This window comes from Actinacidiphila cocklensis (genome assembly GCF_907177275.1).
In the GTDB taxonomy this organism is placed as follows: Bacteria; Actinomycetota; Actinomycetes; order Streptomycetales; family Streptomycetaceae; genus Actinacidiphila; species Actinacidiphila cocklensis.
Window position 1 is genome coordinate 31,326 of the sequence record NZ_CAJSLV010000049.1, and the last position, 26,757, is coordinate 58,082.

General features: G+C 71.3%; 22 protein-coding genes and 2 pseudogenes. 9 read left to right on the forward strand and 15 right to left on the reverse strand.

Going from position 1 to position 26,757, the window contains the following annotated elements; translation table 11 throughout:
- Nucleotides 1-443 precede the first annotated feature (443 nt).
- The 3 genes from pheA (at nt 444) to NFU81_RS13100 (ending at nt 4,053) form a co-directional block, all read left to right on the forward strand.
- Nucleotides 444-1,373, forward strand: coding sequence for a prephenate dehydratase (gene pheA, locus NFU81_RS13090; protein WP_251489170.1), 930 nt, complete (start codon nt 444-446; stop codon nt 1,371-1,373).
- A gap of 542 nt (nt 1,374-1,915) precedes the next feature.
- Entirely contained in the window at nt 1,916-3,223 is a 1,308-nt protein-coding gene (gene serS, locus NFU81_RS13095; RefSeq protein ID WP_251489172.1) for a serine--tRNA ligase, read from the forward strand.
- Complete coding sequence (locus NFU81_RS13100) at nt 3,220-4,053, forward strand: HAD family hydrolase (RefSeq protein WP_251489174.1); 834 nt, start codon at nt 3,220-3,222, stop codon at nt 4,051-4,053. Before serS ends, NFU81_RS13100 begins: the two co-directional genes overlap by 4 nt.
- Here the strand turns inward: NFU81_RS13100 and NFU81_RS13105 are convergent.
- The 5 genes from NFU81_RS13105 to NFU81_RS13125 all read right to left on the reverse strand — a co-directional run bounded on the left by NFU81_RS13105 (nt 4,028) and on the right by NFU81_RS13125 (nt 8,473).
- On the reverse strand, nt 4,028-4,792 hold the full coding sequence (locus NFU81_RS13105; RefSeq protein ID WP_251489175.1) for a rhomboid-like protein: 765 nt from the start codon (nt 4,790-4,792) through the stop codon (nt 4,028-4,030). The two genes, NFU81_RS13100 and NFU81_RS13105, sit on opposite strands and share 26 nt — an antisense overlap.
- A 92-nt stretch (nt 4,793-4,884) precedes the next feature.
- Entirely contained in the window at nt 4,885-5,604 is a 720-nt protein-coding gene (locus NFU81_RS13110; protein ID WP_251489368.1) for an ABC transporter permease subunit, read from the reverse strand.
- 73 nt (nt 5,605-5,677) lie between these two features.
- On the reverse strand, nt 5,678-6,595 hold the full coding sequence (locus NFU81_RS13115; protein WP_251489176.1) for an ABC transporter ATP-binding protein: 918 nt from the start codon (nt 6,593-6,595) through the stop codon (nt 5,678-5,680).
- Nucleotides 6,592-7,530, reverse strand: a complete 939-nt coding sequence (locus tag NFU81_RS13120) for an ABC-2 transporter permease (RefSeq protein WP_422665192.1) — start codon at nt 7,528-7,530, stop codon at nt 6,592-6,594. Before NFU81_RS13120 ends, NFU81_RS13115 begins: the two co-directional genes overlap by 4 nt.
- The gene (locus NFU81_RS13125) at nt 7,517-8,473 is read right to left on the reverse strand and encodes an ABC transporter ATP-binding protein (protein WP_251489178.1); all 957 of its coding nucleotides are present in this window, start codon (nt 8,471-8,473) and stop codon (nt 7,517-7,519) included. The genes NFU81_RS13120 and NFU81_RS13125 overlap by 14 nt, the downstream gene beginning before the upstream one ends.
- Before the next feature lie 237 nt (nt 8,474-8,710).
- On the opposite strand from NFU81_RS13125, the gene NFU81_RS13130 reads away from it, so the two are divergent.
- From NFU81_RS13130 to NFU81_RS13140, 3 genes are read left to right on the forward strand one after another with little or no spacing between them, the layout of a single operon-like run.
- Nucleotides 8,711-10,588 carry an SDR family oxidoreductase gene (locus NFU81_RS13130; RefSeq protein WP_251489180.1) on the forward strand — a complete coding sequence of 626 codons (1,878 nt, stop codon included), beginning with the start codon at nt 8,711-8,713 and terminating at the stop codon, nt 10,586-10,588.
- Nucleotides 10,589-10,647: 59 nt separating this feature from the next.
- The gene (locus NFU81_RS13135) at nt 10,648-11,547 is read left to right on the forward strand and encodes a metal-dependent hydrolase (protein ID WP_422665193.1); all 900 of its coding nucleotides are present in this window, start codon (nt 10,648-10,650) and stop codon (nt 11,545-11,547) included.
- A gap of 49 nt (nt 11,548-11,596) precedes the next feature.
- A complete protein-coding gene (locus NFU81_RS13140) occupies nt 11,597-12,589 on the forward strand; it encodes a MerR family transcriptional regulator (protein WP_251489183.1) in 993 nt (330 codons plus the stop codon).
- Between the two features lie 114 nt (nt 12,590-12,703).
- Here the strand turns inward: NFU81_RS13140 and NFU81_RS13145 are convergent, their stop codons facing one another.
- The 4 genes from NFU81_RS13145 to NFU81_RS13160 form a co-directional block, all read right to left on the reverse strand.
- Nucleotides 12,704-13,276, reverse strand: coding sequence for a hypothetical protein (locus NFU81_RS13145; protein WP_251489185.1), 573 nt, complete (start codon nt 13,274-13,276; stop codon nt 12,704-12,706).
- Between the two features lie 109 nt (nt 13,277-13,385).
- Entirely contained in the window at nt 13,386-13,883 is a 498-nt protein-coding gene (locus NFU81_RS13150; RefSeq protein ID WP_251489187.1) for a hypothetical protein, read from the reverse strand.
- A gap of 37 nt (nt 13,884-13,920) precedes the next feature.
- Nucleotides 13,921-14,226 (reverse strand): hypothetical protein, encoded by a 306-nt coding sequence (locus NFU81_RS13155; protein ID WP_251489189.1) that lies wholly within the window; start codon nt 14,224-14,226, stop codon nt 13,921-13,923.
- A 210-nt stretch (nt 14,227-14,436) separates the two neighbouring features.
- Nucleotides 14,437-16,131 (reverse strand): hypothetical protein, encoded by a 1,695-nt coding sequence (locus tag NFU81_RS13160; protein ID WP_251489191.1) that lies wholly within the window; start codon nt 16,129-16,131, stop codon nt 14,437-14,439.
- A 150-nt stretch (nt 16,132-16,281) separates the two neighbouring features.
- Between NFU81_RS13160 and NFU81_RS13165 the strand changes: the two are divergent.
- Nucleotides 16,282-16,419 (forward strand): annotated as a pseudogene (locus NFU81_RS13165) (LLM class flavin-dependent oxidoreductase); the annotation flags it as partial.
- A gap of 19 nt (nt 16,420-16,438) precedes the next feature.
- On the opposite strand, the gene NFU81_RS13170 reads toward NFU81_RS13165, so the two are convergent.
- A complete protein-coding gene (locus NFU81_RS13170) occupies nt 16,439-16,840 on the reverse strand; it encodes a PIN domain-containing protein (RefSeq protein ID WP_251489193.1) in 402 nt (133 codons plus the stop codon).
- Entirely contained in the window at nt 16,837-17,085 is a 249-nt protein-coding gene (locus NFU81_RS13175) for a hypothetical protein (protein ID WP_251489195.1), read from the reverse strand. Before NFU81_RS13175 ends, NFU81_RS13170 begins: the two co-directional genes overlap by 4 nt.
- A 131-nt stretch (nt 17,086-17,216) precedes the next feature.
- Between NFU81_RS13175 and NFU81_RS13180 the strand changes: the two are divergent.
- Nucleotides 17,217-17,357: pseudogene (locus NFU81_RS13180) on the forward strand (LLM class flavin-dependent oxidoreductase); the annotation flags it as partial.
- A gap of 40 nt (nt 17,358-17,397) precedes the next feature.
- Here the strand turns inward: NFU81_RS13180 and NFU81_RS13185 are convergent.
- Genes NFU81_RS13185 through NFU81_RS13200 form a run of 4 tightly spaced genes read right to left on the reverse strand, consistent with a single transcriptional unit; the run spans nt 17,398 to nt 25,632 of the window.
- Nucleotides 17,398-18,636 (reverse strand): TIGR02679 family protein, encoded by a 1,239-nt coding sequence (locus NFU81_RS13185; protein ID WP_251489197.1) that lies wholly within the window; start codon nt 18,634-18,636, stop codon nt 17,398-17,400.
- A 17-nt stretch (nt 18,637-18,653) separates the two neighbouring features.
- Nucleotides 18,654-22,769, reverse strand: a complete 4,116-nt coding sequence (locus NFU81_RS13190) for a TIGR02680 family protein (RefSeq protein WP_251489199.1) — start codon at nt 22,767-22,769, stop codon at nt 18,654-18,656.
- Nucleotides 22,766-24,025: a TIGR02678 family protein gene (locus NFU81_RS13195; protein WP_251489201.1), complete on the reverse strand. Its 1,260-nt coding sequence runs from the start codon at nt 24,023-24,025 to the stop codon at nt 22,766-22,768. The genes NFU81_RS13190 and NFU81_RS13195 overlap by 4 nt, the downstream gene beginning before the upstream one ends.
- The gene (locus NFU81_RS13200; RefSeq protein WP_274036930.1) at nt 24,022-25,632 is read right to left on the reverse strand and encodes a TIGR02677 family protein; all 1,611 of its coding nucleotides are present in this window, start codon (nt 25,630-25,632) and stop codon (nt 24,022-24,024) included. The genes NFU81_RS13195 and NFU81_RS13200 overlap by 4 nt, the downstream gene beginning before the upstream one ends.
- Before the next feature lie 169 nt (nt 25,633-25,801).
- Between NFU81_RS13200 and NFU81_RS13205 the strand changes: the two genes are divergently transcribed.
- Nucleotides 25,802-26,701, forward strand: a complete 900-nt coding sequence (locus NFU81_RS13205; RefSeq protein WP_251489205.1) for an LLM class flavin-dependent oxidoreductase — start codon at nt 25,802-25,804, stop codon at nt 26,699-26,701.
- Nucleotides 26,702-26,757: the final 56 nt, after the last annotated feature.

Consider the following 26,757-nt stretch of genomic DNA (forward strand, 5'->3'; position numbering starts at 1 on the left):
ACGCACGAGTTCCCGCAGCGGTCGACCGAGGCACGAGGCCGCCCGCGAAGGGAACGAGCAGGAAGACCGACCCGCAGAGGACAGAGCTGACGCACGAGTTCCCGCAGCGGTCGACCGAGGCACGAGGCCGCCCGCGAAGGGAACGAGCAGGAAGACCGACCCGCAGAGGACAGAGCTGACGCACGAGTCCCCGCAGCGGTCGACCGAGGCACGAGGCCGCCCGCGAAGGGAACGAGCAGGAAGACCGACCCGCAGAGGACAGAGCTGACGCACGAGTCCCCGCAGCGGTCGACCGAGGCACGAGGCCGCCCGCGAAGGGAACGAGCAGGAAGACCGACCCGCAGAGGGCAGAGCTGACGCACGAGTCCCCGCAGCGGTCGGCCGAGCCGGCGGCCTCCTGAAACCCGGACGGCTCGGGGTGGGCGGACCGTTAGGCTGACGGTATGTCGCCGGCGAGCCGCTACACCTATCTGGGGCCAGAGGGCACCTTCACCGAAGCCGCCTTGCGCTCGCTGCCGGAGTCCGCGACCCGTGAGCTGGTGCCGATGGTGTCGGTGCCCGCCGCGCTGGACGCGGTGCGCGGCGGCGAGGCGGGCGGGGCGCTGGTGCCGATCGAGAACTCGGTGGAGGGCGGCATCACCGCCACCCTCGACGAGCTGGCGTTCGGCGAACCGCTGATGATCTATCGCGAGGTGCTGCTGCCGATCGCGTTCGCGCTGCTCGTACGGCCGGGCACGGACCTGGCCGCGGTCAAGACCGTCACCGGGCACCCTGCCGCCCAGGTCCAGGTGCGGCAGTGGCTGGCAGAGCACCTGCCCGACGCGGTGTGGGAGTCGGCAGCGTCCAACGCGGACGGCGCCCGGCTGGTGCAGGAGGGCCGTTTCGACGGCGCCTTCGCGGGGGAGTTCGCGGCGCCGACGTACGGCCTCGAAGCGCTGGCCACCGAGATCCACGACGCGCAGAACGCGACGACGCGCTTCGTGCTGGTCGGCCGGCCGGCGCGGCTGGCGGCGCCGACCGGGGCCGACAAGACCTCCGCGGTCTTCTGGCTGCGCGACGACCGCCCCGGTGCGCTGCTCGAACTACTGCAGGAGTTCGCGATCCGCGGGGTGAACCTGATGCGGATCGAGTCCCGGCCCACCGGCGAGGGGCTGGGGCAGTACTGCTTCTCGGTCGACGCCGAGGGCCATCTGACCGACCGGCGGGTCGGCGAGGCGCTCATGGGCCTGCGGCGGCGGTGTCTGAACGTGCGTTTCCTCGGTTCGTACCCGCGCGCCGACGAGGTGGCGGGGCCGGTGGCCCGCGGTACGGGGGACGCGGAGTTCACCGATGCCTCGGACTGGCTGAACCGTACACTCGACGGGCGCGGCTGAAGCGTTCTGCAGGTTCTGCACAGCTACTGACGAGTTATCCACAGGCAGTGTCCGCAGCCTGTGGGTAACTGGGGACAAGTCGACAGAAGAAGCCGACCTAGTCGACAAATAGGTACACAGACACCAGGACGCCACAGAGTGACGCAGGACCCCCCTCGTCACCCCAATTCGTCCAACCCACTCCTCCGAGGGAGGATTTCTCACTCGAAAGTGAGTGTGGAGCGGGTTTTGACGGGGAATCCATAGCCGAACATCGGACCCCCGGAATGATCTCGGTCCTCCTCCACAGACCTTCCCCACACCCTGTGGACAAGTCGTGGAGATCATGGGGCACCCTGTGGATAACTCGGCGCCCGGGCGATGATCAACTCCAGTTCTCCACAAGCCGGATGCCCCGCGAGAGGGACGTCCACAATAGGGTTGACGAGCCATTTTTCCGGCCACTATATGGATTTCCCCCGCTTTTGCCGTGAAGTGCTCATATCGGTCATAAAGCCCCTAACTTGTCGCGGGCGGCGGCCTCGCCCCGGTAGCCTGTAGCCGTGATCGACCTTCGCCTGCTTCGTGAGGACCCCGACCGTGTGCGCGCCTCCCAGCGCGCCCGTGGAGAGGACGTCGCACTCGTCGACTCCCTGCTCTCCGCCGACGAACGCCGCAGGGCGTCCGGGACCCGTTTCGACGAGCTGCGCTCCGAGCAGAAGCGGCTCGGCAAGCTGATCCCCAAGGCTCAGGGTGACGAGAAGGCCGAGCTGCTGCGGCGGACCGGCGAGCTGTCGGCCGCGGTCAAGGCGGCCGACGCCGAGCAGCACGAAGCGGCCGAGGAGGCCCAGCGGCTGCTGCTCGAACTGGGCAACATCGTCCACCCCGACGCCCCGATCGGCGGCGAGGAGGACTTCGTCGTCCTGGAGCAGCACGGCACACCGCGCGACTTCGCAGCCGAGGGCTTCACCCCCCGCGACCACCTGGAGCTGGGCGAATTGCTCGGCGCCATCGACACCGAGCGCGGCGCCAAGGTGTCGGGCTCGCGCTTCTACTACCTCACCGGCATCGGTGCCCTGCTGGAGCTGGCCCTGGTCAACGCGGCGATCGCGCAGGCCACCGCGGCCGGATTCACCCCGATGCTGACGCCGAACCTGGTCAAGCCCGCGGCCATGGCGGGCACCGGCTATCTGGGCCAGGTCGAGGACGACGTCTACCACCTCGACAAGGACGACCTCTACCTGGTCGGCACCTCCGAGGTCCCGCTGGCCGCCTACCACATGGACGAGATCATCGACGCGTCCCGGCTGCCGCTGCGGTATGCCGGCTTCTCGTCGTGCTACCGGCGCGAGGCCGGCTCGTACGGCAAGGACACCCGCGGCATCTTCCGGGTCCACCAGTTCGACAAGGTCGAGATGTTCGTCTTCACCACTCCCGAGGAGGCCGAGGCCGAGCACCAGCGGCTGCTGGCCTGGGAGAAGCAGTGGCTGTCCTCGCTCGAACTGCCCTTCCAGGTGATCGAGCTGGCCTCGGGCGACCTGGGCGCCTCCGCGTCGCGGAAGTTCGACTGCGAGGCGTGGGTCCCGACCCAGGGCAAGTACCGCGAGCTGACGTCCACCTCGAACACCCTGGAGTTCCAGGCCAGGCGGCTCGGCGTGCGGATGCGGGACACCGACGGGACGCGCCCGCTGGCCACGCTCAACGGCACCCTGTGCGCGGTCACCCGGACGATCGTGGCGATCCTGGAGAACCACCAGCTGCCGGACGGCTCGGTGCGCGTGCCCGAGGTGCTGCGGCCGTATCTCGGCGGCCGGGAGGTACTGGAACCGGTCGCCTCCCCCACCGCCGCCTTCTCCACCAACGCCAAGTGAGCGGCGCAGGAGCCGGGGCCGGGGCGGCCGGGCTGCCCTACCGGCTCGTCGCCACCGATCTGGACGGAACCCTGCTGCGCAGTGACGCCACCGTCTCGCAGCGCTCCCGTGACGTGCTCGCCGCGGTCGCCGCGAAGGGGGCCGCGCACATCATCGTCACCGGCCGCGCGGTGCCCTGGACCCGGCACGTGCTGGACGACCTGGGCTACGAGGGCCTCGCCGTCTGCGGGCAGGGCGCGCAGGTCTACGACGCGGGGGCCGGGCGGCTGCTGACCTCGGTCACGCTCGACCGGCAGGTGGCCGCGCTGTCGCTGGCCAAGATCGAGGCCGAGGTCGGGACGCTCGCGGTCGCCGCCAGCCAGGACGGGCTGGCCGGCCAGATCCTGGTCGGGCCGGGCTACGTCTACAACCCCGAGCTGCCGGTCACCCACATCAGCGGCACCGACCAGCTGTGGGCGGAGCCGCTCAACAAGCTCTACATACAGCACCCCGAGCTGTCCGACGACGAGCTGACCCAGGTCGCCTCCGACGTCGCCGGCGACCTGGTCAGCGCCACCATGGCCGGGGCGGGCATCGTGGAGCTGCTGCCGCTCGGCCTCACCAAGGCCACCGGCCTGTCACTGGCCGCCCGGCGGCTCGGGGTGGCCCCCGCTGAGACCATCGCCTTCGGCGACATGCCCAACGACCTGCCGATGTTCGCCTGGGCCGGCTACGGCGTGGCCATGGCCAACGCGCACCAGGAGCTGAAGCAGGTCGCCGACGAGGTCACCGGCTCCAACGACGACGACGGCATCGTCTCCGTCCTCACCCGGCTCTTCGGCCCGTTCTGACCTCTTCGGCCTCCGTACGCGGCCCGGTCGGCGGGCGGGCAGGGCCGCGTGGTGCGACCGGTGTCGCCGGGTAGCAGCACAGGCCGATCAGCGCCGCGGTCAGATGGCCGAGGTCGGTGTAGGTGCTGCCGCCGGCCAGCATCGGGTGGACGAAGAAGCCCAGGACCGCCGCCAGATACGCCCAGCGCCACGGCCGCGGCACCCGGTAGGCGAGCACCCCGACCACCCCGGCAAGTCCGTAGCTGACCCCGATGTCCACGGCGTGCGCCAGCGAGTGCGGCAGCCGGTCCTCCCTGATCCCGAAGAAGACCGCCTTCTGGCTGAGCAGCGTGGCGCCGACATGGGCGGTGGCCGCGGTGAACAGCCAGCGCCAGGTCCCGAGCCAGCGCTCCGCGGGCGCGTGCACCAGCTCGAACAGCGCCGCGTAGAAGGCGAAGCCGGACGGCGTCTCGATCCAGAAGGCGCTGCCGATCAGTACGCGGATCGGGTGACGGTGCAGCTCGACCAGGTTGGTGCTGAAGTGGTGCAGCAGGTACGAGCGGGCTTCGGGCGGGACGAGCGCCATGACCGTGCTGGTGACCGCCAGTATCGCCAGCCAGATGTGGGTGCCGGGCGACGACCGCACCCAGTGCGCGGCGAAGCGCCACGCGTCGTGCGGGGTGACGCGGCGGAGCCGGTGCGCCGCGGCGCGGAACCGGGTGGGTACGGTCCGCGCCGCCTGCGTGGTCTGCTGGGCCATTGCCCTCAGTCTTCACCGCGGCGCTGTGCACTGCCCGCCGACGCCTCGGCGGCTGCCGCCCGTCACCGCCCGCGGATCACCGCCGGTTCAGGTCACTCCTCCCCGGCGAGCTTGAGGCTGCGCAGCCGGCGGCCGGCGAACCAGGTGGCCGCCACCGTGACCGCGGCCAGCAGCACGACGCCCGTCGTGAGGCTGACGTCGGAGCTCACCAGGTCCCCGTGGGCCACCTTCTGCGCCACGGCCAGCGCCCACTGCTGAACGCTCAGCGTGCGCGCCCCCGGCACCACGTTGCCGACCACGCCCTCCCACACCAGCGCGTAGACCAGGCCGACCACCACGGCATGCCGGGTGAGCACGCCGAGCAGCAGGAAGATCGCGGCATAGGCGACGGACGCGACCGCTGCGCCGACGGTGAAGGCGACGGCGATGTTCTGACCGTTCCCGTTGAGTATGTATCCGGCCAGCAGGGTCGGAATCGCGGAGAAGGCCATGGTCACGCCGATCGCGACCAGCAGTTTGGTGAAGATGATCGTGCCGCGTCTGATCGGCTTGGCCAGCAGGTAGACGATCGCGCCGTCGTCGATCTCCGGGCCGATCGCGCCGGTGCCGGCGATGACACCGACCAGCGGCACCATCGCGCTGAGCGCGAAGCCCTGCAGCACGTCGTTGGCGGTGGAGTCGTCGGCATGGGCCAGGCCGCGGACCGCACTGACGATGACCAGCAGCAGCAGTGGGAGGAGGAAGAGCAGCAGGGCGCGGCGCCGGCCGAGCAGCGCCCGGTAGGTGAGCCGGGCCACGGTGGGGTGGTACAGCCGGGGTCCGGCGACCGGCTGCAGGGCGCCGCGGCCGGCCGGGGCGGTGGTGACGGACATGTCGCTCGGCTCCTTACGCCGTGACCAGGTAGGAGAAGACGCTCTCCAGGGACTCGTCCGAGGGCGAGACCGTGAAGAGCCGGATGCCGTGGTCGCGGGCGATCCGGGGCAGGAACTCGGTGAATCCGGCGAAGTCGACCGCCTGGATGCGCAAGGCGTCCTCCCGCAGGTCCAGTTCGATCGCCGCGGTGGACGCGTGCGCGATCAGCGCGGACGCCAGCTGCCGGTCGTCGCTGGACCGCACGATATAGCGGTGCGGGCGGTCGGTCATCAGGCGGCGGATCTTGCGGAAGTCGCCCGACGCGGCGTGCCGGCCTGCCACCACCACCTCGATGTGGTGGGCGAGCTGCTCGACCTCCTCCAGGATGTGCGAGGAGAACAGCACGGTGCGGCCCTCCGCGCCCATCCGGCGCAGCAGATCCATCAGGTGCAGCCGCTGACGGGGGTCCATGCCGTTGAAGGGCTCGTCGAGCAGCAGCACCGAGGGCTCGTGGACCAGCGCGGACGCCATCTTCGCGCGCTGCCGCATGCCCTTGCTGTACGTCTCGATCCGCCGGTCCTGCGCGTACTCCATCTCGACGGTGGCCAGCGCCCGCTGGGCCGCGGCCGCCGGGTCGGGCAGGCCGTGCAGCTCGGCGTTCGCGACGACGAACTCGCGTGCCGTCAGGAAGTCGTACATCGACTCGCGCTCCGGCACGATGCCGATCTCGCGGTAGGCCTGCTCGTTGCGCCAGATGACGGCGCCGTCCAGGGTGACGCTGCCGTTGGAGGGCGCGAGGAAACCGGCCATCATGTTGATGAGGGTGGACTTGCCCGCACCGTTGGGGCCGAGCAGTCCGGTCACGCCGGGTCCGATCGTCATGGTGACGTCGTTGACCGCCACCACGTTGCCGAACCAGCGCGAGACGTTGTCGATGCTGATCGTGGTCACGACAGGCCCACCTTCCGGTAGCGGTTCATCAGCAGGCCGAAGGTGCCTGCGATGACCACCGCCAGCACCACCAGGTAGAGCGTGCCGATCCCGGCGTTCGCCGGGCCGGACGCGTCCGGGAAGGCGGAGCGCGCTCCGAGGAACCAGGTCTGGAAGCCGTCGACCAGGGTGATCGGCGAGAACAGCCCGAGCCAGCCGATGACGTCGTAGTTCTCCTGCGCCGACGCGACGCCCTGCACGGCGGAGACGGCTGCATAGCTGACCACGAACACCGCGATGATCGCCGCTACGCCGAATCCGCGGCGCGGGGTGACCGCGGCGATGACCAGGCCGATCCCGGCGAAGAGCAGGGAAAGTAGGAGTACGGACACCAGGCCCTTCGCAAACCCGGCGGTCTGGTGGGCGAAGCTCAGCTTCGCCAGCAGCGCGCCGACGTAGAGGATGACGAGCGGTATGGCGGTCAGCAGGAAGAGCGCGACGGTGAGGGCCGCGTACTTGGCCGCCACGTAGTCGACCCGCTCGATGGGGCGGGAGAAATACAGCGGGGTGGTCTTGAAGCGCAGGTCCCGGCTGACCGACTGGGGGGCCTGGGCGGCCACGAAGAGGGTGATGACCGCCTGCATGATGACCGCGTAGCGGGTGTACGCGACGGGCAGGTCGTTCCGGTCGGCGAAGATCGCCACCGCGACCATGATCAGCGCGGGCGCGCACATCGCGCCGAACAGGATCATCGGCAGCACCTTGGACTTGGCGCTGCGGCCGAGGCCGTAGGCGCCGCGCAGGCTCTGCGAGAAAAGCGCCAGCCGCGCGTAACTCCTGCCGAGACGGGGGCCGGAGTAGCTGCGGTAGCCGATGTTGTGGATGACATCGGGGGGTGAACCGGCGCGGGCGTCCGCACCGGGGCCGCCGGGTGCGGCGACGTCAGGCTGCGTCACGGCCGTCTCCTTCCTTGCTCGGGGCGTCGTCCCGGCTCGCGGTGGTGGTGTCGTCGATGAACAGTTCGGCTATCCGGTGCCTGCGCTGCTCCATCCGCACCAGGCCCACCCCGAGGCCGGCGACCGCGTCGCGGACCGTGTCGTACGTCGACTCGTCGGCGATGTCGACCAGCAGCAGGTGCCCGTTGGCCTGCGCGGTGAGTCCTGCACCGGTCAGCAGGGCGAGCAGCTCGCTCTCCCGGTCGGTGACCTCTACCGCGAGGGATGCGGTGGCCTGGGTGAAGTCGCTGGTGGAGGAGGCCCGCAGCAGCTTGCCGCCGTCGATGACGACGATGTGGTCGCTGGTGCGCTCCAGCTCACCGAGCAGGTGGGAGGTGACGAGCACCGAGATGCCGAAGTCGGTGTGCACCCGGCGGATCAGGCCCAGCATCTCGTCCCGGCCGGTGGGGTCGAGCCCGTTGGTCGGCTCGTCCAGCAGCACCAGCTTCGGGTCGTGGACCAGCGCCTGGGCGAGCTTGACCCGCTGCTTCATGCCGGTCGAGTAGCCGCCCATCGGACGGTACCGCTCCTCGTAGAGGCCGACGTGCCGCAGCGTGTCCGCGGTGCGCTCGCGCGCGGCGGTGGGCGGCAGCCCGGACATCCTGGCCATGTGCACGACGAACTCGGTCGCCGACACGTCGGGCGGCAGGCAGTCGTGCTCGGGCATGTAGCCGACCAGGCTGCGGATCTGCGGACCGTCGGTGGCCACGTCGAGTCCGAGCACGGCGGCACGACCCTCGGTGGCCGGGGACAGCCCCAGCAGGATCTTGATCAGGGTCGACTTCCCGGCCCCGTTGGCCCCCACCAGCCCGGTCACACCGGGGGTGACGTCCACGGACAGCCGGTCGAGAGCGGTCACCCTCGGGTACCGCTTGCTCAGGCTTTCGGTAGCGATCACAGTCACATGCCGACCGTAGTGGCCCGGACCACAGCCTGGCGTCAGTCCGGGGTGCTGGATCTGTGTACTCCTCGTGGCTGACCACCCGTAGGGGTCGGTACGACCACAGTCTGCTGTCGGGTGGAGGCGGAGAGTTTTCCACAGGGCGTGACCGGGCCTTGACCGTGTCATCGAGCGATGTCACAGTGATCGATGTCAGCTTCGGCCGGCGGTGCCGGCGTGTGGGGAGGGGCGGTGGGCGGGATGGACGGGACGGAAGGGTCGACCGGCGCGGGCGAGCGGTTCGTGACCGGCGCGGACGGGGTCCGGCTGTGCGTGGCGGAACACGGAGAAGCAGCACGGCCGACGGTGGTGCTGCTGCACGGCTACCCCGACAGCAAGGAGGTGTGGTCCGACGTCGCCGCGCTGCTCGCCGACCGCTTCCATGTGGTCCTCTACGACGTGCGCGGGCACGGGCGTTCCGGCGTGCCCGATCCGCTCAGGGGCGGCTTCACGCTGGAGAAGCTGACCGAGGACTTCCTCGCGGTCGCCGACGCGGTGAGTCCAGACCGGCCCGTCCATCTGGTCGGCCACGACTGGGGATCCGTGCAGGGCTGGGAGTTCGCCACCGTGCCCGGCACGGCGGGCCGGCTGGCGTCGTTCACCTCCGTCTCGGGGCCGTGCCTCGACCACTTCGGCCACTGGATCAGGCGGCGGGTCCGCCGCCCCACCCCCCGCAGGGCAGCCCAGGTGCTCGGCCAGGGCTTCAAGTCCTGGTACGTCTACGCACTGCACACCCCTGTGCTGCCAGAAATGGCCTGGCGCGGGGTGCTCGGCAAGCAGTGGCCCAGGATGCTGGCCAGGGTGGAGAAGCTGCCCGCCGACAGCTACCCGACCGCCTCGCTGCCCGAGGACGCCGCGCGCGGCGCCTGGCTCTACCGCGACAACGTGCGGCAGCGGCTCGGGCGGCCGCGGCCCGATCCCTACGCGCACGTACCCGTGCAGCTGATCACCCCGACCGGGGACGCCTTCCTGTCGGAGCGGCTCTACGACGACCTGGACCACTGGGTGCCGCGGCTGACCCGGCACACGCTGCCCGCCAAGCACTGGGTGCCGCGCTCCCGGCCGCAGCAACTGGCCCGCTGGATCACCGACTTCGTCACCGGGGTCGAGGACACCGGCGGGACGGCGGCCGGAGCGGTGGCGGGTACGGCACCCGGCCCGGTCGTACGGGCGGTGGCGGGAACGGGTGCCGTACGGGCCGGGGCGTCGGGAAGGCTGCCACCGACCGCGCTCGGCAAGCTGCTCCCGGCGGCCAGGGAGCGGTTCGGCGGCCAGCTGGTGCTGGTCACTGGCGCGGCCAGCGGCATCGGTAAGGCCATCGCGCTCGCGTTCGCGGAGGCCGGCGCCCGGGTGGTGGCCGTGGACCGGGACGCCGAAGGCGCGGCCGGAACGGCCGAGTTGTCCCTGCGGATCGGAGCGCCCGAAGCCTGGCCCGAGACCGTCGACGTCTCCGACGGCCCGGCGATGGAAGCGCTCGCCGCCCGGACCCTCGACCGCTACGGCGTGCCCGACGTGGTCGTCAACAACGCAGGTATCGGCCTGGCCGGCTCCTTCCTCGACACCACACCCGAGGACTGGAAGCAGGTGCTCGACGTCAACCTGTGGGGGGTCATCCACGGCTGCCGGCTCTACGGGCGCCAGCTCGTCGAGCGCGGGGAGGGCGGCCATATCGTCAACACCGCATCGGCAGCGGCCTTCCTGCCGTCCCGCGCGCTTCCCGCGTACAGCACGTCGAAGGCCGCGGTGCTGATGCTCAGCGAGTGCCTGAGGGCCGAGTTGGCACCGCACGGCATCGGGGTGAGCGCGATATGCCCCGGCCTGGTGAACACCGCGATCACCGGCAGCGCCCGGCACGCGGGGGTCAGCGACAAGGAGCAGGAGCGCCGCCGCGCGAAGAGTGCCAGGCTCTACCGGCTGCGCAACTACCCGCCGGAGAAGGTGGCCAGAGCGGTCGTCAAGGCGGTACTGCGGGACACCGCCGTCGTCCCGGTCACCTCCGAGGCGCGCGGCGCCCGGCTGCTGTCCCGGCTCTCGCCCGGCGCGCTTCGGGCGTTCGCCCGGGTCGACCCGCCGCTGTAGCAGCTGTTCCCGCCCCTCCGTACCCGCACCACCCCACCCCCGCCACCGGAAGGGAGGCCGTGCCCGTGAGCCATCCGATCAAGCCGCGCCGGGTCGCGTTCGACTGGAAGCAGACCCCTCTGCACTGGATTCCGGACGAGCCGACCGCGACGCATGTCATCAACGTGCTGCATCTGCTGCTGCCGGCCGGCGAGCGGTGGTTCGTGAAGGTGTTCAAGGAGGCGCTGCCGCTGGTCACCGATGAGCAACTGCTCAAGGACGTCAAAGGCTTCATGGGCCAGGAGGCCACGCACAGCGTGCAGCACGCGTATGTGCTGGAGCATCTGGCCGAGCAGCACCTCGACACCACCGCCTACACCCGCCACGTGGAGTGGATGTTCGACGTGCTGCTCGGGGAGAAGCCGCCGTGGGGCATACCGATACCGCGGCGGGAGTGGCTGCGCTTCCGGCTGTCGCTGATAGCGGCGATCGAGCACTTCACCGCGGTTCTCGGCGACTGGATCCTGGACGCGGAGGCGCTGGACGGCGCCGGCACCGACGAGGTCATGCTGGACCTGCTGCGCTGGCACGGCGCGGAGGAGGTCGAGCACCGGGCGGTGGCGTTCGACATGTACCAGCACACTGGCGGCGGCAGCGCGCTGCGCTATCTGCGCCGGGTGGAGGGGATGGCGCTGGCCTGGCCGACGCTGTTCTACCTGTGGACGGTCGGCGCCCGGTATCTGCTGCGGCACGACCCGCAGCTGGCGCACGGCAGGTACCGCTTCGGGGACCACCGGGCCGCGGCCCGCCGCGGGCTGCTGCCGTCCTGGATGTCGCTGCACACCGCGATGCCCCGCTACCTGCGCCGGTCGTACCATCCGACGCAGGAGGGTTCGCTGAGCAAGGCGGTGGATTATCTGGCCGTCTCCCCCGCGGCCCGGGCCGCCACCGGGCCGACCGGACGTGCGGCGGCCTCCTGACGACCGAGGGACGACGAGCACGTGGGTACGAGCAAATGAGGGCCACCAGGTGAGCACCGCCTCCGACGCCGGGCAGGGCGAGTACCGGATCGAGGACCTGTCCCGGCTCAGCGGGACGACGGTCCGTACGATCCGCGCGTACACCGACCGCGGGCTGCTGCCGAAGCCGGAGCGGCTCGGCCGGGCCAACGTGTACGACGACGCGCATCTGGAGCGGCTTCGGCAGATCGCCGACCTGCTGGAGCGCGGCTACACCCTGGCCAGCATCAAGGAGTTGCTGGCCGCGTGGGACGCGGGCACCGGGCTCGGCGGGGTGCTCGGGCTGGTCGGCGAGGTGGACCGGCCGTGGTCGGACGAGCAGCCGGTGCGGATCGGCCTGCCGGAGCTGATGGCCGCGTTCGGCGGGGTCGCCGACCTGTCGGCGGTGGAGGACGCGCTGCAGCTCGGGGTGCTCGTGGCGGTGCCGGGCAAGGACGACGAGTTCGAGGTGCCCAGCCCCCAGGAGCTGGCGGTCGCGGTGGAGCTGCACGCCGCCGGGGTGCCGCTGGGCGCGATCACCGGCCATCTGCGGGAGCTGCGGGGGCAGGTGGAGTACATCTCGGAGCGCTTCCTGGAGTTCACCACCGAGTACGTCTTCCAGCGCTTCCTGGAGCATCCGCCCAGCGACGAGGAGGCGGCCGAGGCCGCAGCCCTGGTCCGCCGGTTGCGGCCGCTGGCCCAGCAGACTGTCGACGCGGAGCTGGCCCGCGCGATGCGGTTGCGGGCGACCGAGCACGTCCGCCGCCACCTCGGTGACGCCCTGCCGCCCACCGCCCGGCCGGCCCCGCCCGCCGAGCCGGTCGAGCCTCCGGGGCCGCCTGGAGAGCCCGGCCCGCAGGAGGTCCCCGTGACCCTGCCCGCCGCCACCGTCGCCGCGGTCCGCGCCCTGGTCGGCCCGGCGGCCGTCCCGGCCTTCGTCGCCGCCGCAGCCGACCGCGAGGTCGCCGCCCGCCGCATGGACGCCCTCACCTCCGGCGCCACCCCGGACCCCGGCACCGCCTGACCCGACGGCCGGCCCAGGAGCACAGTGACCGGTCCGGCCCGTCGCACCTGACGTAGATCACCGCTCGGCGCCGGCGCCGTTCGGGGACGACAGTGAGGGCTCTTCGACACGCGTTCAGGGCGACCGGACGCGGAGCAGTTCACTGAGCCGGTCGCCGATCACGGACACACCGGGGCGTGGCTCGTTCTCGTAGTACCAGGGCTTGCGCCGGCGCAGCAGCGCATCGCCGTGCTCGCTCCAGGTGAATCCGGGCTGCCGCAGGAAGCTGCGGAACACCGCGTCGGCCGTCTCCGGGTATGCCGCGGCCAGCCGGCGGATCGGCAGTGGAGTGATCGACTCCTCGCGCAAGTAGGAGCGGAGCACGTCCTGGTGCCGTTTGCGGCCTGTGAGGGCGGGGTTCGCAAAGAGGTCCCGCAGCATTCCGTAATCCGCGTAGAAGTTGAGCCCGTCGACCTGGTCGTAGATGACACCGACGGTGTCCGAGTCCGCCAGTTCGGGCGGCAGTGTGAAGAGGGGCAGGTTCGGGGCGGGGCGCCGCTTGCCCCGCGCAGGTCCTGGCCGTTGCACGGCGGCAACCTCGCGCCGGTGGCGGTAATAGGCGTTGAGGCGGTCCTCGGCTTCCTCTGGTGTGAGGATCAGTTCGTCGCTGCCGCAGAACTCGGCGAACGCGACCCGGTCCTCACGCATCGAGCGCCATCCTTGCTCGACCTTCTCCGGGTTGCGGAAGACGAGCTCGGGCCGGCTGGTGGCCAGGTCGAGGGCCGCACGGGCGATCTCCGGCGCGGCGGCCCGGGGGTTAGGAGGACATCACGCCGGAGACGAGCCATCCGCCGGGTGCCGTCGCCAGGGCGACCAGTCGGGCGCCGAGAAAACCTCCCTTCGCGACGCTGCTGAAGGCCGACCGCCCGGCGTTGGTGTACGTCCGGTACTCCAGGTCGTCCAGCAGGTTGAGGAGGAGCAAGCCGTCGCCGTCCTTGCCCCGTACCTCGAAGAGTCCCTCTACAGGGTCGCGCCACGCCAGGACCGTCTGCCGGTCGGCCTCGGCCAGGGCCGTTCGCCGGGCGACGAAGTGGTCGGCGACCGTGTTGCCGTCCGGCAGGCGGTACTGCAGCAGGAAGTAGTCGATGACGTTGATCGCGGTCGCTTCGTCCAACGAGCCTTCAGGGCCGCCGGCCTCCGACAAGAGCGGGCCGAGGAAGCGCTCGAAGGCACGGCTCTCCCCGAATGCGACGAGCGCTTCTTTCAGCTCGGCGCTGCGCCGCAGGGCATGTGCGAGATCTGGAACGGTGGTCATGTCGTGCTCCGACGTGCTTCGGCTCTCGTCCGCTTCCTCAACAGCCGGCCCAGCGCCGAAACGCCTCGACCCAGTGAGCGCCGTCCGGAGGCGGTTGCGGCAGGGGCAGTTCCAGCAAGCCGATGTCCTGCCGGAAGCCCTCCCGCATGCAACGCGCGATCACTCGGTGGTCGTTCGTGAGGTCGACCTCGACCACGGTCACCTCGACGCCCAGGACGGTCGTGGAGAACGGAAGGGCCAGGTGTTCGTCAATGACCGCCAGGAAGCCGTTGACCGCTTCGATCTCGTCGTACGTGTCAACGGTTGCGTCCTCGATCAGCGCATCCAGTTCGGCGGCGCTCATTGTGCTCACCTCCACCACGGTAGCGAGCAGGTGCGCGTTCCGTGGCCTGCTTCCCCCAATGGTGGCCTTTCGCCAGTGTCGTCGACGTCGGAGGTGAGGATGGCGACAGGGGCAGTCTGCCGCAGTGCCGTTTCCGCGACCGTCACGTCGATCGCGGATCTGTGCCCCTGAAGACCGGCGAAGGTGCCCCGGGCTGGTGAGCGCACGCCGTCAAGCGTTGTCCTTGGGGCGCAGGTTCGGCTCTTGGACCATCGCCGATATCTCGACGGCAGCGCGCGCGGCACGGCTCGGTCGATTGAGCCCTCGCTCCAGCGCTGGGAAGCCAACGGTGCCGAGGGAGACATGGGCGACGCCGGGTCGACACGAGAGGGTCAGCCCGCCTCGGGCCGTGTAGACGGCGGAAGTGACGTCGGTCCACGGGAGCAGATGGGTCCGCCAATGCTTGCGGACGTGCAGACCGGCGGGGTCGGCGGTGACTCGCCAGCTCAGCATCCGGTGGGCTGAGATCACGGCGTTGAGGCCGATGAGCCATAGGTACCCCGAGTGCCACCAGGAAGAGACCTCCGAAGCCAGTACCCCGAGCAGCGCGATCACCGCTATGCCGAAAACCGCGGCAACGCACCGTGCCACCGGGCCGGCTTGCCACCGGACGTGTCCCGCTCCCTGGGACATGGAGGTGAGTGCCTCCTGAAGGAGGGACTCGCTCGAACGGCGCTGCGCGGCCGACTGCTTCGTGTCAATGCTGCCGGTGTCGGGGTCGGCGGCGGCCCCGAGGCGTATCGGAGACACCGTCGCATCGACACTCCAGTTCCCGAACTCCGTCGCGCTCGCCAGAACGAGCTCGCCGCCCTCGCTGGGCAAGCCGTACAGATGGGCACTGCGCAGATTCGTTCGGTTGCTGATGTGGGGTTTGTAGTTCAGGATCGGACTCGCGCCATCCGCGTCATCGGTGGCGAATATCTCCGTACGTCCCCAGCGTTCGCGGCTGAGCACGCGCAATACCGGAACAGGGCCCCGGCGCAGGGCAGCTGCGCCACGACGGGCGAACAGACCCGAAACAAGCAGGGGCAGACCGAGTCCGGCGAGGCTCAGTGCGACGAGTTGGCGGTCGGTGCGGTCACCGTAGGGCTCGGAGGCGAGCCGCACCCATGAGCCGTGCGTCAGCACGCGAACGGTGTTGTCGTCGTGGTAGCTGCCGATCACGTCGAATTGATGGCGGGTTCCGTCCGCCAGTCGAACGGTGAGGGTGTACTCGTCACCGTTGTACGCGACGACGGGCGCTTCCTGTGACTTGGCCGTCCCGGCCGTGCGGTCGTCCGCCCGGTCGTCCAGGACGACTGTGGTGATCAGGGCGCAGGCTGCCGCGCACATGAGGACGCCGACGACACAACGAAAGAGCCCCCGCTGCCATGGACGGAAGTCGTCCGGCACCGGGGCGAGGACCTTGATGCCGCCGGCCGCGTCGCGGACGACAGAGCGCTGGCGGCGGCGTACCCGCAGCCGGGCCATGACGGCCGCCCAGCCCCAGCCGAGCACCATGACAACGACGGAGTCCGCGATCTTCTCGGCGGCGCCACCGTGCCACTGACTGGGCTCTGCCATATAGAGGAGCAGCAAGGGGGCGAGGACCGCGGCGAGTTCGGGCAGCGCGAACAGCGACAGCAAATACGGCACGAAGAGCATCGTTCCCGCCGCATCGAGCCAATCCGCCGCACAGGGCTGACCCGCCGTACACACCTCGTCGGGCGCCGCGGCGATTGCGGCGATCACCGCCACCAGCAGCACGGCCGCGGGCCCCACCGGCCGTGCCCACAAGGGCACCCGCAGGCTCACCCACCGCCCGGCGTCCGCCGACAGCCACGGCCTCGCCAGAACGTCCGCCTCCGGGAACGAACTCATCGTCACCTGTGCATTATGCGGGCATACAGGCTCGTGCCGAGCCCGGTAGTCGACCACGGCTCGGTCGGTGGCCGTCAAGGTGTCCGAGCCTGGCGCAGCAGACGGTCGCGGGCGGCCGACAGCCCTCCGGGGGCCTGCGAGCGGGCTGCCAGGCGAGACGCGGCAGCATGGCGGTGCTGGGACGAGCCGTGGTTCGGGGAGGTGCCGACGTTGACGGCGGCCGCCGCGGTCACCTCCCGGGTCCGGCTCGGAACGCTCGTGACGTCGGTCGAGCCGCGCTCATGCATCACGGTCTGACCTGCGGGAATGATGGTCAGATGCTGATGAGCCTGACGTGCTGGCCGCAGAGCCGGGTCATGTCGTCGACGTCGGAGGTGAGGATGGCGACAGGCCCAGCCTGCCGCATGGCTGTTTCCGCGACCGTGGCGTCGATCGCGTATTTGTGTCCGTGAAGACCGGCTGTCTTGAGCAGCTTCGCCGCCTCCTTCGCCGCCTGTTCGGTGACCGGTTCCACCTTGACCCTGGAAAGGGCCCACTGCAGACGGGGCATGTTCACGCGCGAGTGACTGACCTCCACGATGGTGTTCGCGTTGATGACCAGATCAGAACCCATCTCGTGGAATACCTTGAACAGAGTCAGGATCTTCCGGTCCTGCGCGATCCATGCAGACAGCCCCTCGCTGTCCAGAACGACAGTCTCGATGTGCTGGTTCACGCGGCGCTCGCCCCGCCATCGGCGGCATCGACTCCGAAGATCCGGGATCGGGCTTCAGCCAGTTCCTCACTCGTAAAGGCGCCGTTCTCGGCCTCGTGTTTTTGCAGGTCAGCGCCCAGGAGTTGGTGCCTGATCCGACGGGCGACCGCCTCCGCCACATATCCGGAGACGTTGTCGGTGAGCTTCTTCAACTCTGCCACCTGCTCGGTAGGCAGTGTGACGGTGATGCGAGTCGTCTCAGCCATATTGAGAGCATACCGCGATATGCGCAGCCCGTCGTCTCCCTGCGTCGGACTCTCGGGCAGGCCTAGGGCGAGGACGACGTGCGCAAGGCGCACACGGACCGCCGCCCTCGCCCTGACCTCGCCAACATAGTGACCATCTGTCGTGGCGGGCCTTCCGGGACGAGCCGTGGTTCGGGGAGGTGCCGACGCTGACGGCGGCCGCCGCGGTCACCTCCCGGGTCCGGCTCGGAACGCTCGTGAGGTCGGTCAAGCCGCGCTCATGCATCACGGTCTGACCTGCGGAATCGCCTCGAGTCTGCGGCTGATCGGAGGCTAGGGCGAGCGGAGGTCGGTGAGGAGCTGATCGATGAGGTGTTCTTCCTCGACCCTGACGCGATGGTGGCTGATGGCCTCGCCGAGGGCCGGGTCCCAGGGCGTGGGAACGGGAGATCCGGTGGTGAGGGGGCTCCCGAGGCTCCGTTCGACGGCGGCCAAGTAGGAGACGGCGTCGTAACGCCATGGCGTGGCGCCGAAGAGACGCAGGACGCCGGTGGCGATGCGGATACCGCCCCAGTCGAAGTCGCCGTGGAAAGCGAGGCGGCACCCCCGGTCTCGGAGGTGTCGCAGCAGGCAGCGGGCGGCAGCTGAGAGAGTGCCCTCCGCGCAGACCAGTGGAGGGCAGCCGGGGCCGAGTTCGTCGGCCGCGGCGGCGAGCACTGCCGGGTTCTCGCAGATCCGCACGACGTGCTCGTCGAGTCCGAGATCGGGTACCTGCCGGACCAACTGGCGCAGCGTCAGGACGCAGGGTTCCCCGCCTTCCCGCGCAGCGGCGAGCACGCGGCCGACCGTGCCACGGGGGGAGCCGGGCAGGCCCAGGACAAGGACCCGGGAGGAGAGCTCGTCCAGGGCGACTCCGACGGCGGCCCATGCGGCTCGGCGGCCTTCGGCGCCGGCGGTCGTCGCGGCGGGTAGTCCGGCGAGATGCCGGACGCCGGACAGGACAAGAGTGGTGAGAGGGCGCCCGTCGTCCAGCGCGTGGGCGTCGCCGAGGGCGCGGGCGGCGAGAACCGGGAGGGCGAGGCCGTCGGACGGCAGCAGGGCCAGCACCCGTACGATGTCGGCGGCGAGTTGCCGTGCGATCGCGGGGTCGCTGCCGGAGAGCCGCTTGAGCAGTCCTGTCGCCGCCAGCATGGCAGGCCAGGAGGCGAGTTCAGGCCGGTCCGTGACGGCGGGTTGGTCGAGTTCTGCCAGCACCTGCTGCCAGGAAGCGGCGAGCGCGGCGTCCTGTGCCCGCTTGTCGCCAACCGGCCCGGTGAGCGCGACGACCGCTGCGGCCAGGCCGTCCGGGCAGGCCAGGGACTCGCGCAGGACGCGATCGACCTCCGCCAGCGGCACGGTCAACGAAGCGCCCGCGCGCAGTCGACGCCCGAGCAGCGCCTCGGCCGCGCGGCGCTGCCCGGGGGTGGCGGACCGGAGGGTGGCCGAGGCGTCCAGGGGCCGACCGGCGGCTATGCGGTTGCGGACACGCTCCAGCAGCCAGGCTGTCTCCGGGCCGCCGAGCAGGCGTTGCAAGCGAGGAAGGTCCATGGTCAGGCCGGCAGTGTCTCCTGGCGCTGGCCCGGCAACTCGGGATCGCGGGCACGACTACGCTGCCGGCCATCCCACTCCCAGCGGGTGACCAGGACGGCGGCGACCCCGTCCACGCGGGACAGTTGGGCGATCGCCAGGCCCGGGACCTGGGGGTAGCAGCCCCATTCACGTTCGGACGTCATCACCACGTCCAGGTCGAAGGCGGCGAGGAGGCCGAGGGACTTGGCGCGGGAATCGTCGTCCACGCCGGCGAACGCCTCGTCGAGAGTGACCAGGCGAGGGGCGTGAGGGTTGCCGGCCGAGGCGTAGTGGGAGGACGCGGCGGCGAACAACGGCAGGGAGACGGACAGCACCCGCTCGCCGCCCGAGGCCGGTCCGGTGGCCGACTGCCACTTGCCGTGCTGATGGCGTTCGATACCGAACTCGTGCCAGGCGCGGTAGTCGAGTGCCGCGGTGAGATGCTCCAGCCAGGTGCCCGCGGGGTTGTCGTTGCGGGCACGTTCGATCTGGGCCTGGAGGAACTCGCCGAGTGCGGTGCGGTCAGCGGCCGTCCAGGCGTCCGAGGACTGGCGCAGCAGGCGGTCGCGGGCGGCAGACAGTCCTCCGGGGGCGTTGCGGGCGGGCCGCCAGACGAGGCGCAGCAGCATGCCGGTGCTCGTCGGGCGGTGCCTCAGCTCCCCGTTCATCCCCAGCACCTGGTGTTCCGCGGCGCTGACCAGTTCCTGGAGCGTCCCGGCGACCTCGGTGATCAGATGGTTCTCCAGGATCTCCTGCTCACGGGCAGAGAGCAGCTCCCTGCGGTCGCCAACCTCTGTGCCCAGGGCGGCGGCGAGTTCGGGCACGGAACGCTCGCGGCCCTGGAAGACGATGTCGACGACCAGGCCGTCCTCCAGCATTCGGGCGGCGGCGGTGTGGCCGTGACGCGCAAGCGCGTCGGAGAGGTCCTTCAGTTCCTCGGTGATCCTGCGCTGCACCTGGTCCCAGGCCGGGTCGGAGTCATCCACGGCTTCCAACTCGTTTTCCACGGCGCGGGCGAGGCGGACCGCGGGTTCGGGCGCCCAGGAGTCGGTGGTGACCTCCAGGTCGGGCAACGCGACAGCGAGCAGGCCGGTACCTGCGAAACGGCGGAAGGTGTCGATGGCCTCGGCACGGGTCCGTACCGTCTCTTCGATCTCGGTACGGACGCGGGAGCGCACGGCGTCCGCGGCGGCCCGGAAGCCGATGGCGGCGTCCTGCTCACGGCGGAGGGCGCGCTCGCCCTCGTCGCATTCGCGCAGCGCGGCGGCCACCTCGGTGAGTTGGCGTTGCAGGTCGGCCACGGCGGCGCCGACCGTCGCAGCCAAGGTCTCGTGGCGCTCCCGTGCGGCGACGGCCTCACGGGCCGCGGCGCGGGAGCGTTCGGCGAGTTCGGCGGTGTGCTCGGCGGCGCGGGCGTGGTCGGCCTGCTCGGTGGCCACGGTCGCACGGGCGGCGCGGGTCTCACGTACGGCGGGCCAGAGCGCGGCCAGGGACTCGCGGTAGCGGGCGAGAGCATCGCGCAGGTCACGCAGACAGCCGCCGGTGCTGGGGAGGTCGAGTTCCTCGGCGAGGGAGTGCAGTTCGGTCATTGCCCGGTCGGAGGCGGCGGTCGCTTCGGCGGCCACGTCATCGGCCGCTTCGCGCCGCTGGGTGGCGCGGGTGTACTCACGGTGGGCGGCTGACACGGCGGCGTGGGCGTCGCGCAGAGCGGCGTCGTCAGGCAGCGCGGCCTGTTCAGCCGCCAGGACCCGATAGTCCGCCTCCAGGCTCTCGCCGCGTGCAGCGAGTTCGGTGAACGTGCCTTCGAGTCGGGCGATCTCCGCTTCGACGAGGGCGAGCCGGGCGCGTCTGGCCTGTTCCCGGGCGCCCTCGCCGAGATATTCCGCGGCCGGCTTGGACCAGGCGCCGGTGAGGGCGCCGAGGCGGAACCGGCCGTCGAGTGCGAGCCAGGTGCCGGTGCCGGGGAGTTCATCGCCCGGAGCCAGCAAGCCGATGCCCGCCAGCACCCGGGCGATCAGCTCGTCCGGCAACTCCGCCACCGCCGGGTCGGCCCGGTCCGCAGCGGGGCGCAGCAGCACCGCAAGCGACGGGCCGTCCACCGGAGCCCCCGCGGTCGCGAGGGTGTCCCCGACGTCGGCGGAAACCACCGTGCCGTCCGGGCCGACCCAGGCGTCCAGCAGACCGGAAGCTTCCAGCGCCGCTTCCAGACCGGCCCGCTGGGTCGCCGTCAGGGAGTCGTCGGCGAAGTCCACCAGGCGCCACAGCGGCGCCCCCGGGCGGTCCCGCCTGGCCTCGGCGGATCGGGTGTGCGGGGCGAGCGGTCCGCGCTGGCCCCCGGCGCGCAACTCGGCCAGTTCGACCAGCAGCCGGTCGTGGCTCTCCCGCGCCTGCCGCTGCTCGGTCTCCAGCGCCGCGCGGCGCCGGGCGAGTTCCGCGCCGACCTCCGCCGCGGCCTGCTGGGCGGCCACCCGGGACGGGTCGGCGCCGACCAGGGTCTCGACCCATCGGGCCAGCTCGTCGAGCGTGCCCTCCAGGCTTGCCGGGCGAAGCAGGGAGCATCCGGCGAAATGCACGCGGACGGCCGCCAGGTGGTCCTGGCCCGCGCGCGTCGCGCCCTCCTCGGAGTCCGCCCTCATCTCGGCGCGGTGGGCCAGTTCGCCTTCCGCGTCCTCCAGCACGCGCCGCGCCCGGTCGAGATCGTCCGCCGCCACCTGCGCGGTGGCCACCTGCTTCTCGACCAGGGCAACCGACCGCAGCCGGCGATCGGTGAACTCGTCCACGACGCGTTGTACGGTCTCCGGGGTCTTCTCCTCGGCCAGGGGAAGGACCACCCGGTCGGCGTGCTCGCGCTCCAGCCCAGCCGCCTCCGCCGCCTCGCCGGACAGGGCGAGTACAGTCTCCGAGGCCCGCTCGGCGGCCTCGGTACGCGACCGCGCGGCACCGAGCCGGTCGGCGGATCTGGCCAGTTCGCCCTCCGCCCTGAGAGCGTCGGCCGCGGCGCGGTCGGCGTCCCGCACGGTACGCCCGGCCAGCTCGGCGGCCTGCTCCAGCTCACGGGCGCTGCGCATCTCGGGACCGGCCCGCAGCGCCTCGTCCCTGGCCCGCAGACCGGCGCGCTGTTGCCCCAGCTCCTCCGCTCGGGCCTCGGCCTCGGCAAGCGCCTCGACGGCCATCGTGAAGTCGTGCTCAGCGGCGTTCAGCTCGGTGCGCAGGGCTTCGTAACGCGAATGCTGTCCCCGGGGCGCACGGGCTTTGCGGCGGGCGGCGACCCGCGCATACCGACGGTAGTGCTGGAGAAAGGCGTCCGCCGCCCGCTCGGCCGCCACCATGACGGCCAATTGCTCCTTCTCCTCGTCCAGGGAGCGGAACGCCTCGGCGACATCCGCCACCACGGCCTGGTCCATCGGCGGCAGCGACTCGGTGAGCGCCTGGGAAAGCGCCTTCTCGCTGGGCCGCTTGGACAGCTGCGGCTGACGCAACTGGATCAGCAGGTCCACCAGGGCCGCATAGCGCTGCTCGCCGAGCCCGAACAGCGCCTCGTCCACCGCCCGGCGGTAGGAGCGCGCCGAGTCGTACACCAGTCCCCGGCCGTCCGTCGCATCGGCCAGCCGGTCGCGGCTGATCGCGGCGCCGGTGGAGTCCAGCAACCGCAGTTCCCCGCCCACCCGCTGGTCGGTCACGAAGTACCAATGCCGGGCGACACCGCGACCGGCCACGGCTTTCAGGCCACAGCCGAGGGTGGTGTAGCGGGCCGTACCGTCCTCGTCCAGACGGCCGAACTCGACCCAGGTGTACCCGAGCCGTTCGGGATGCGGGTGCTCGCCACCGAGCAGCAGGTTCCACTCCATGCGCTTCTTCGGATCGGCGTCGGGCTCCACCCGGTGCGATGCCAGGTCGCCGTCCAGCAGGAAGGGCAGGGTCAGGGCGAGCACCTTGGATTTGCCCGTGCCGTTGTTGCCCCGCATCAGCAGGCGGCCGTCGCGGAAGTGGAACTCCTCGACGTCGTAATAGAAGAGGTCGACCAGGCCGACCCGCAGCGGCTGCCAGCGGGAGCGGCCAGGGGCCGGCAATGGAGTTCCGGCCACGGTGCTCGTCACGCCCTCGTACCCTTCGTGCTCTTCGTGCCCTTGGCGGGCTTCTGTCGCTTCCTGCTCGGCGTGCTCTGTCCTGGTTCCAGGAGGACGGTCTCGCCGACCCGGTAGCGGTCCAGTGCCGGGCGCCCGCGGACCGCGTCCCCGTCGTCCGCCGCCACCAGGCCCAGCGCGGAAAGCCGTGCCACCGCCTGCTCGACCAGCTCGACCTCGGCGCCGGGGGTACTCGCGCTGCGCCGCCAGAATCCGGCGTGCTCCAGCGCCCAGCCGGCCACCAGCCGGTGCAGCTCGCCCAGTGTCACGCTGCCGCCCCTGCCCGCCAGGTACTCGGCGATCAGCAGGGCGATATGGCCGTCAGTGCCCTGCTCCGGCATCCGCAGATCGGTGAGGTCGTCGTAGGGGTCGACCATGGCGACGCCCTCGGCGCGCACCTCCGGTACGAGCCCGGTCAGCTCGCTGATCCTGCGTGTCAGGGCACCCCGCTGGGTGGTCAGGTACGCCCGCTCGGCATCGGACAGCTCGTCCAGGTACAGCACCGGATCGTCCAGCAGCCGTCGCGTCAGGGTGTGTCGCAACGCCCGGTTGCGCAGCTCGTCGCTGTCCGGCAGCACCTCGGCGTTGAGCTCGGCCAGCCGCTGCTCGAAGTCCACCGCGCGCACCGTGCTCGGGCCGCGCCGGGAGACCAGGAGGCCGGCCAGCACCCGACGGTCCACGTCGTACAGGGCGTCACCGGCCGACTTGAGGAACGCGTCCTCGTCACCGGCGACCTTAGCCAGCACGCCCCAGTTCAGCAGCAGCCGGACCACCGCCACCAGATCGGTGCGCTGCTCCCGATCGGTCAGCGTGAAGACGACGCCGGCCTCCTCCAGCGCGGGGTCGGCCGCCGAGAGGACGACCTGCTCCGCCAGCCGCCCGAGTGCGATCTGGTGCTCGGCGCGCTCCAGGACCGCCAGGCACAGGCACACCAGCACGTAGCGCCGCCGGGAGAAGGGCAGCCCGGTGCGCTGGTCCCGCGCCGGGTGGGTCGAATCGGCGTCCCGGCCCGGGACACGACGCAGCCGGGCCACTTCCGAGTCCACCAGCAGTGCCCAGCCCGTGTTGCGATCGAACCAGGTACGCAGCTCGGCCGCGTGCTGCCGGACCAGCCGGAAGTCGTCGCTGCCCGCACGCAGCAGCGGACGGCGCAACAACGCCCGTGCGCCCCGTCTGACCTCGTCGACGCGTTGCGCCGCCAGGACGTCGCCCAGCCGGTTGTCACTCACTGGCCCGCGCCGACCGCTTGCGGCTCCGCCGTGAGGTCGACGATCTCCACCAGGTGCTCCGGCCCCCGAAAGACGCCGTCGAGGGTGCGGATCTCGGCCGTCCCGCCGCCGGGCAGTCTCGTCAACCTGATCTCCATCGTCCCGTCGTTGGTAGTGGTCGAGACCGTCTCCGTGCCGGGCCGCCACGCCGCCAGAGCGTCGCCGAGCAACAGCAGGAACAGCCGGAAGGCGTCCCCGTCCAACTCGTCGACTTCACTGAGCCGTACGGGTCCCGGGGTGGCCAACCGCGCCCTGGCCGCCGCCGTCTGCTCGGCCTGCTTGCGTGCCAGCTCGCCGAGGTACGCCTTGGCTTCCGACCGGTCCTGTACGGACCTGGCCCGCCCGCGCCGCTCGTACGAGCCGGTACGGCGCAGATGCGGGCTGATCCGCACGCCCGGGGCGTCGTACCAGGACGTGGAGGCCGATACCGGCTCCGCCTCCTGCTCGATCAGCGACTCCTGGTCGACCGTCAGGTGCCGGGCGGAGTACAGGCCGAAAGCCGAACGCCACATCCGGTGCCGTGCGGCGTCCTGCGGAGCCTCGGCGAACCAGCGTGCCAGCTCCCGGAAGTCGGCCGAGCGGTCCGAGCGGCCGGCCCGCCGCTCGTTCAGCGCCCTGACGACGGACAGCAGCTGCGGAATCGCCTGGCGTGCGGCCGCCCGGAGCAGCTTCGCCTGGGAGTTGCGGCCCGGCACGCTGACGAACCACGCCCGCAGCCCCTCCCAGCGCCCCTGCCAGCGCAGCCCGGCGGCGGCCAGCGCCTCGGCGGCGAGGTCCGGGGCCGCGTCGGAAGCCTCGCGCTCGGCGGCCAGCCGCAGCAGCGGCCCGACCGGTCCGTCCGGCGGCACGCCCAGCTCCCCCAGCAACCCGGCGATCTCCGCACCCCGGGTGACCAGGTCCTCGATGAACCGCTCCAGGTACTCGATCAGCCGCTGCTTGTAGGCGAGGAAGACCTCCACCTCCGCCTCGTGCAGGTCGACCGTCCGCTGGAGGGAGTTCATGAACGCCCGCGCGTTCTCCGCGAGACCGGAGAAGCGGTCGACCAGTGCGAGCAGCGACAGGTGCACCACGGCCGGGTCCCGTTCGGACCGCTCGGCCATCACCAGCAGCGCCCGCAGTTGCACCGCGATGTCGGCGAGCGCCACCGCCTGCAGCTCCCCGCGCCGGCCCAATGCCTCGTCGTACGCGGCCAGCGCCTCCTCGGCGGCTTCACCCGCCCGGGTGAGCTGGTAGATGTGCCGTGCCCGGTAGAAGTCCTCCAGCGCCGTCACCCGGCTGGTGTCCGGGTCGGCCCGCAGATTGCCCCACCGGGCGAGCCGTTCCAGCGCCGCCGCCACCGCGTCCAGCGACGGACGGTCCTCCGGCAGCAGTCCCAGATGCACGTCCTCCGGCCGCAGGTGGACGGTGAACTCCTGCTTGGCCCGGATGAAGGCCCCCATTACCTGGCGGTACAGTCCGCAGTGCTCGGTGGAAAGGTGGGCGAACGGCTGGTACGGTCCGTGCTCTCTCTCGGCGCCAACGGCCTGCGAGCCCGCACGAGGGGGTTCTGTGCTGGTCACGCATTCCATTGTGCAGGGTGCCAGGCGCTCTCCTGCCAGCTTCACCGAACGGGCGATACGACTGCCGCAGACCTCGTACCCTGCCAGGGCCGGGGGCCACAGCCTCTCGTGGCGGATGCCGTTCCCGGACGGGCCTGATGCCGACGACGGAGACCGCGCGGACCGTATCGTCGTCCTCATGCGTCTGAGCACTGTGATTCTGCCGATCTACCGCTGGCACGAGCAGGGGCGGGAGGTGTGGCAGCGGGCCGAGGAGCTGGGCTTCCACGCGGCGTACACCTACGACCACCTGTCGTGGCGGACCTTCAGGGACGAGCCGTGGTTCGGGGCGGTGCCGACGCTGACGGCGGCCGCCGCGGTCACCTCCCGGGTCCGGCTCGGAACGCTCGTGACGTCGCCGAACTTCCGGCATCCGGTCACCCTCGCCAAGGACCTGATGTCGCTCGACGACGTCTCCGGCGGACGGGTCGTGCTGGGCATCGGCTCGGGCGGCACCGGCTTCGACGCGACGGTGCTCGGGCAGGAGGCGTGGACGCCGCGCGAGCGGGCCGACCGGTTCGCGGAGTTCGTCGCGCTGCTCGACCGGCTGCTGACGCATGGGGCGGTCAGCGAGCGCGGCACGTACTACGCGGCCGAGGAGGCCCGCAACATCCCCGGGTGCGTGCAGCGGCCGCGGCTGCCCTTCGCCGTGGCGGCGACCGGGCCGCGCGGGCTCGGCCTGACGGCGCGCTACGGGCAGGCCTGGGTGACCACCGGCGACCCGGCGCTGTTCGAGAGCGGGACGCCGGAGCAGTCGCGGGCGGCGATCCGCGGGCAGGTCGAGCGGCTCGGCGAGGCGTGCGCGGCGGCCGGGCGGGACCCCGGCGAGCTGGAGCGGATCATGCTCACCGGTTTCACGCCCGACAGGAACACCCCGCTGGACTCGGTCGACGCCTTCGTGGACTTCGCCGGGCGGCACGCGGAGCTGGGCATCACCGAGATCGTGCTGCACCACCCGATCCCCGACTCGGACTTCGCCACCGACCCGAAGGTCTTCGAGCGCATCGCGACGGAGGGCCTGGCGCAGCTCGCCGGCTGAACACCGGCGCCGACCTGGGAGAATCGGCCATTACTATCCTCTAGGTACCTACTATC

Bases quoted from the DNA above. Each gene is read 5' to 3' on its own strand.
- pheA (WP_251489170.1), top strand. From the start codon at position 444: ATGTCGCCGGCGAGCCGCTACACCTATCTGGGGCCAGAGGGCACCTTC.
- NFU81_RS13105 (WP_251489175.1), bottom strand. From the start codon at position 4,792: ATGGCCCAGCAGACCACGCAGGCGGCGCGGACCGTACCCACCCGGTTC.
- NFU81_RS13130 (WP_251489180.1), top strand. From the start codon at position 8,711: ATGGACGGGACGGAAGGGTCGACCGGCGCGGGCGAGCGGTTCGTGACC.
- NFU81_RS13145 (WP_251489185.1), bottom strand. From the start codon at position 13,276: ATGCGTGAGGACCGGGTCGCGTTCGCCGAGTTCTGCGGCAGCGACGAA.
- NFU81_RS13150 (WP_251489187.1), bottom strand. From the start codon at position 13,883: ATGACCACCGTTCCAGATCTCGCACATGCCCTGCGGCGCAGCGCCGAG.
- NFU81_RS13155 (WP_251489189.1), bottom strand. From the start codon at position 14,226: ATGAGCGCCGCCGAACTGGATGCGCTGATCGAGGACGCAACCGTTGAC.
- NFU81_RS13175 (WP_251489195.1), bottom strand. From the start codon at position 17,085: ATGGCTGAGACGACTCGCATCACCGTCACACTGCCTACCGAGCAGGTG.
- NFU81_RS13200 (WP_274036930.1), bottom strand. From the start codon at position 25,632: ATGGAATGCGTGACCAGCACAGAACCCCCTCGTGCGGGCTCGCAGGCC.
- NFU81_RS13205 (WP_251489205.1), top strand. From the start codon at position 25,802: ATGCGTCTGAGCACTGTGATTCTGCCGATCTACCGCTGGCACGAGCAG.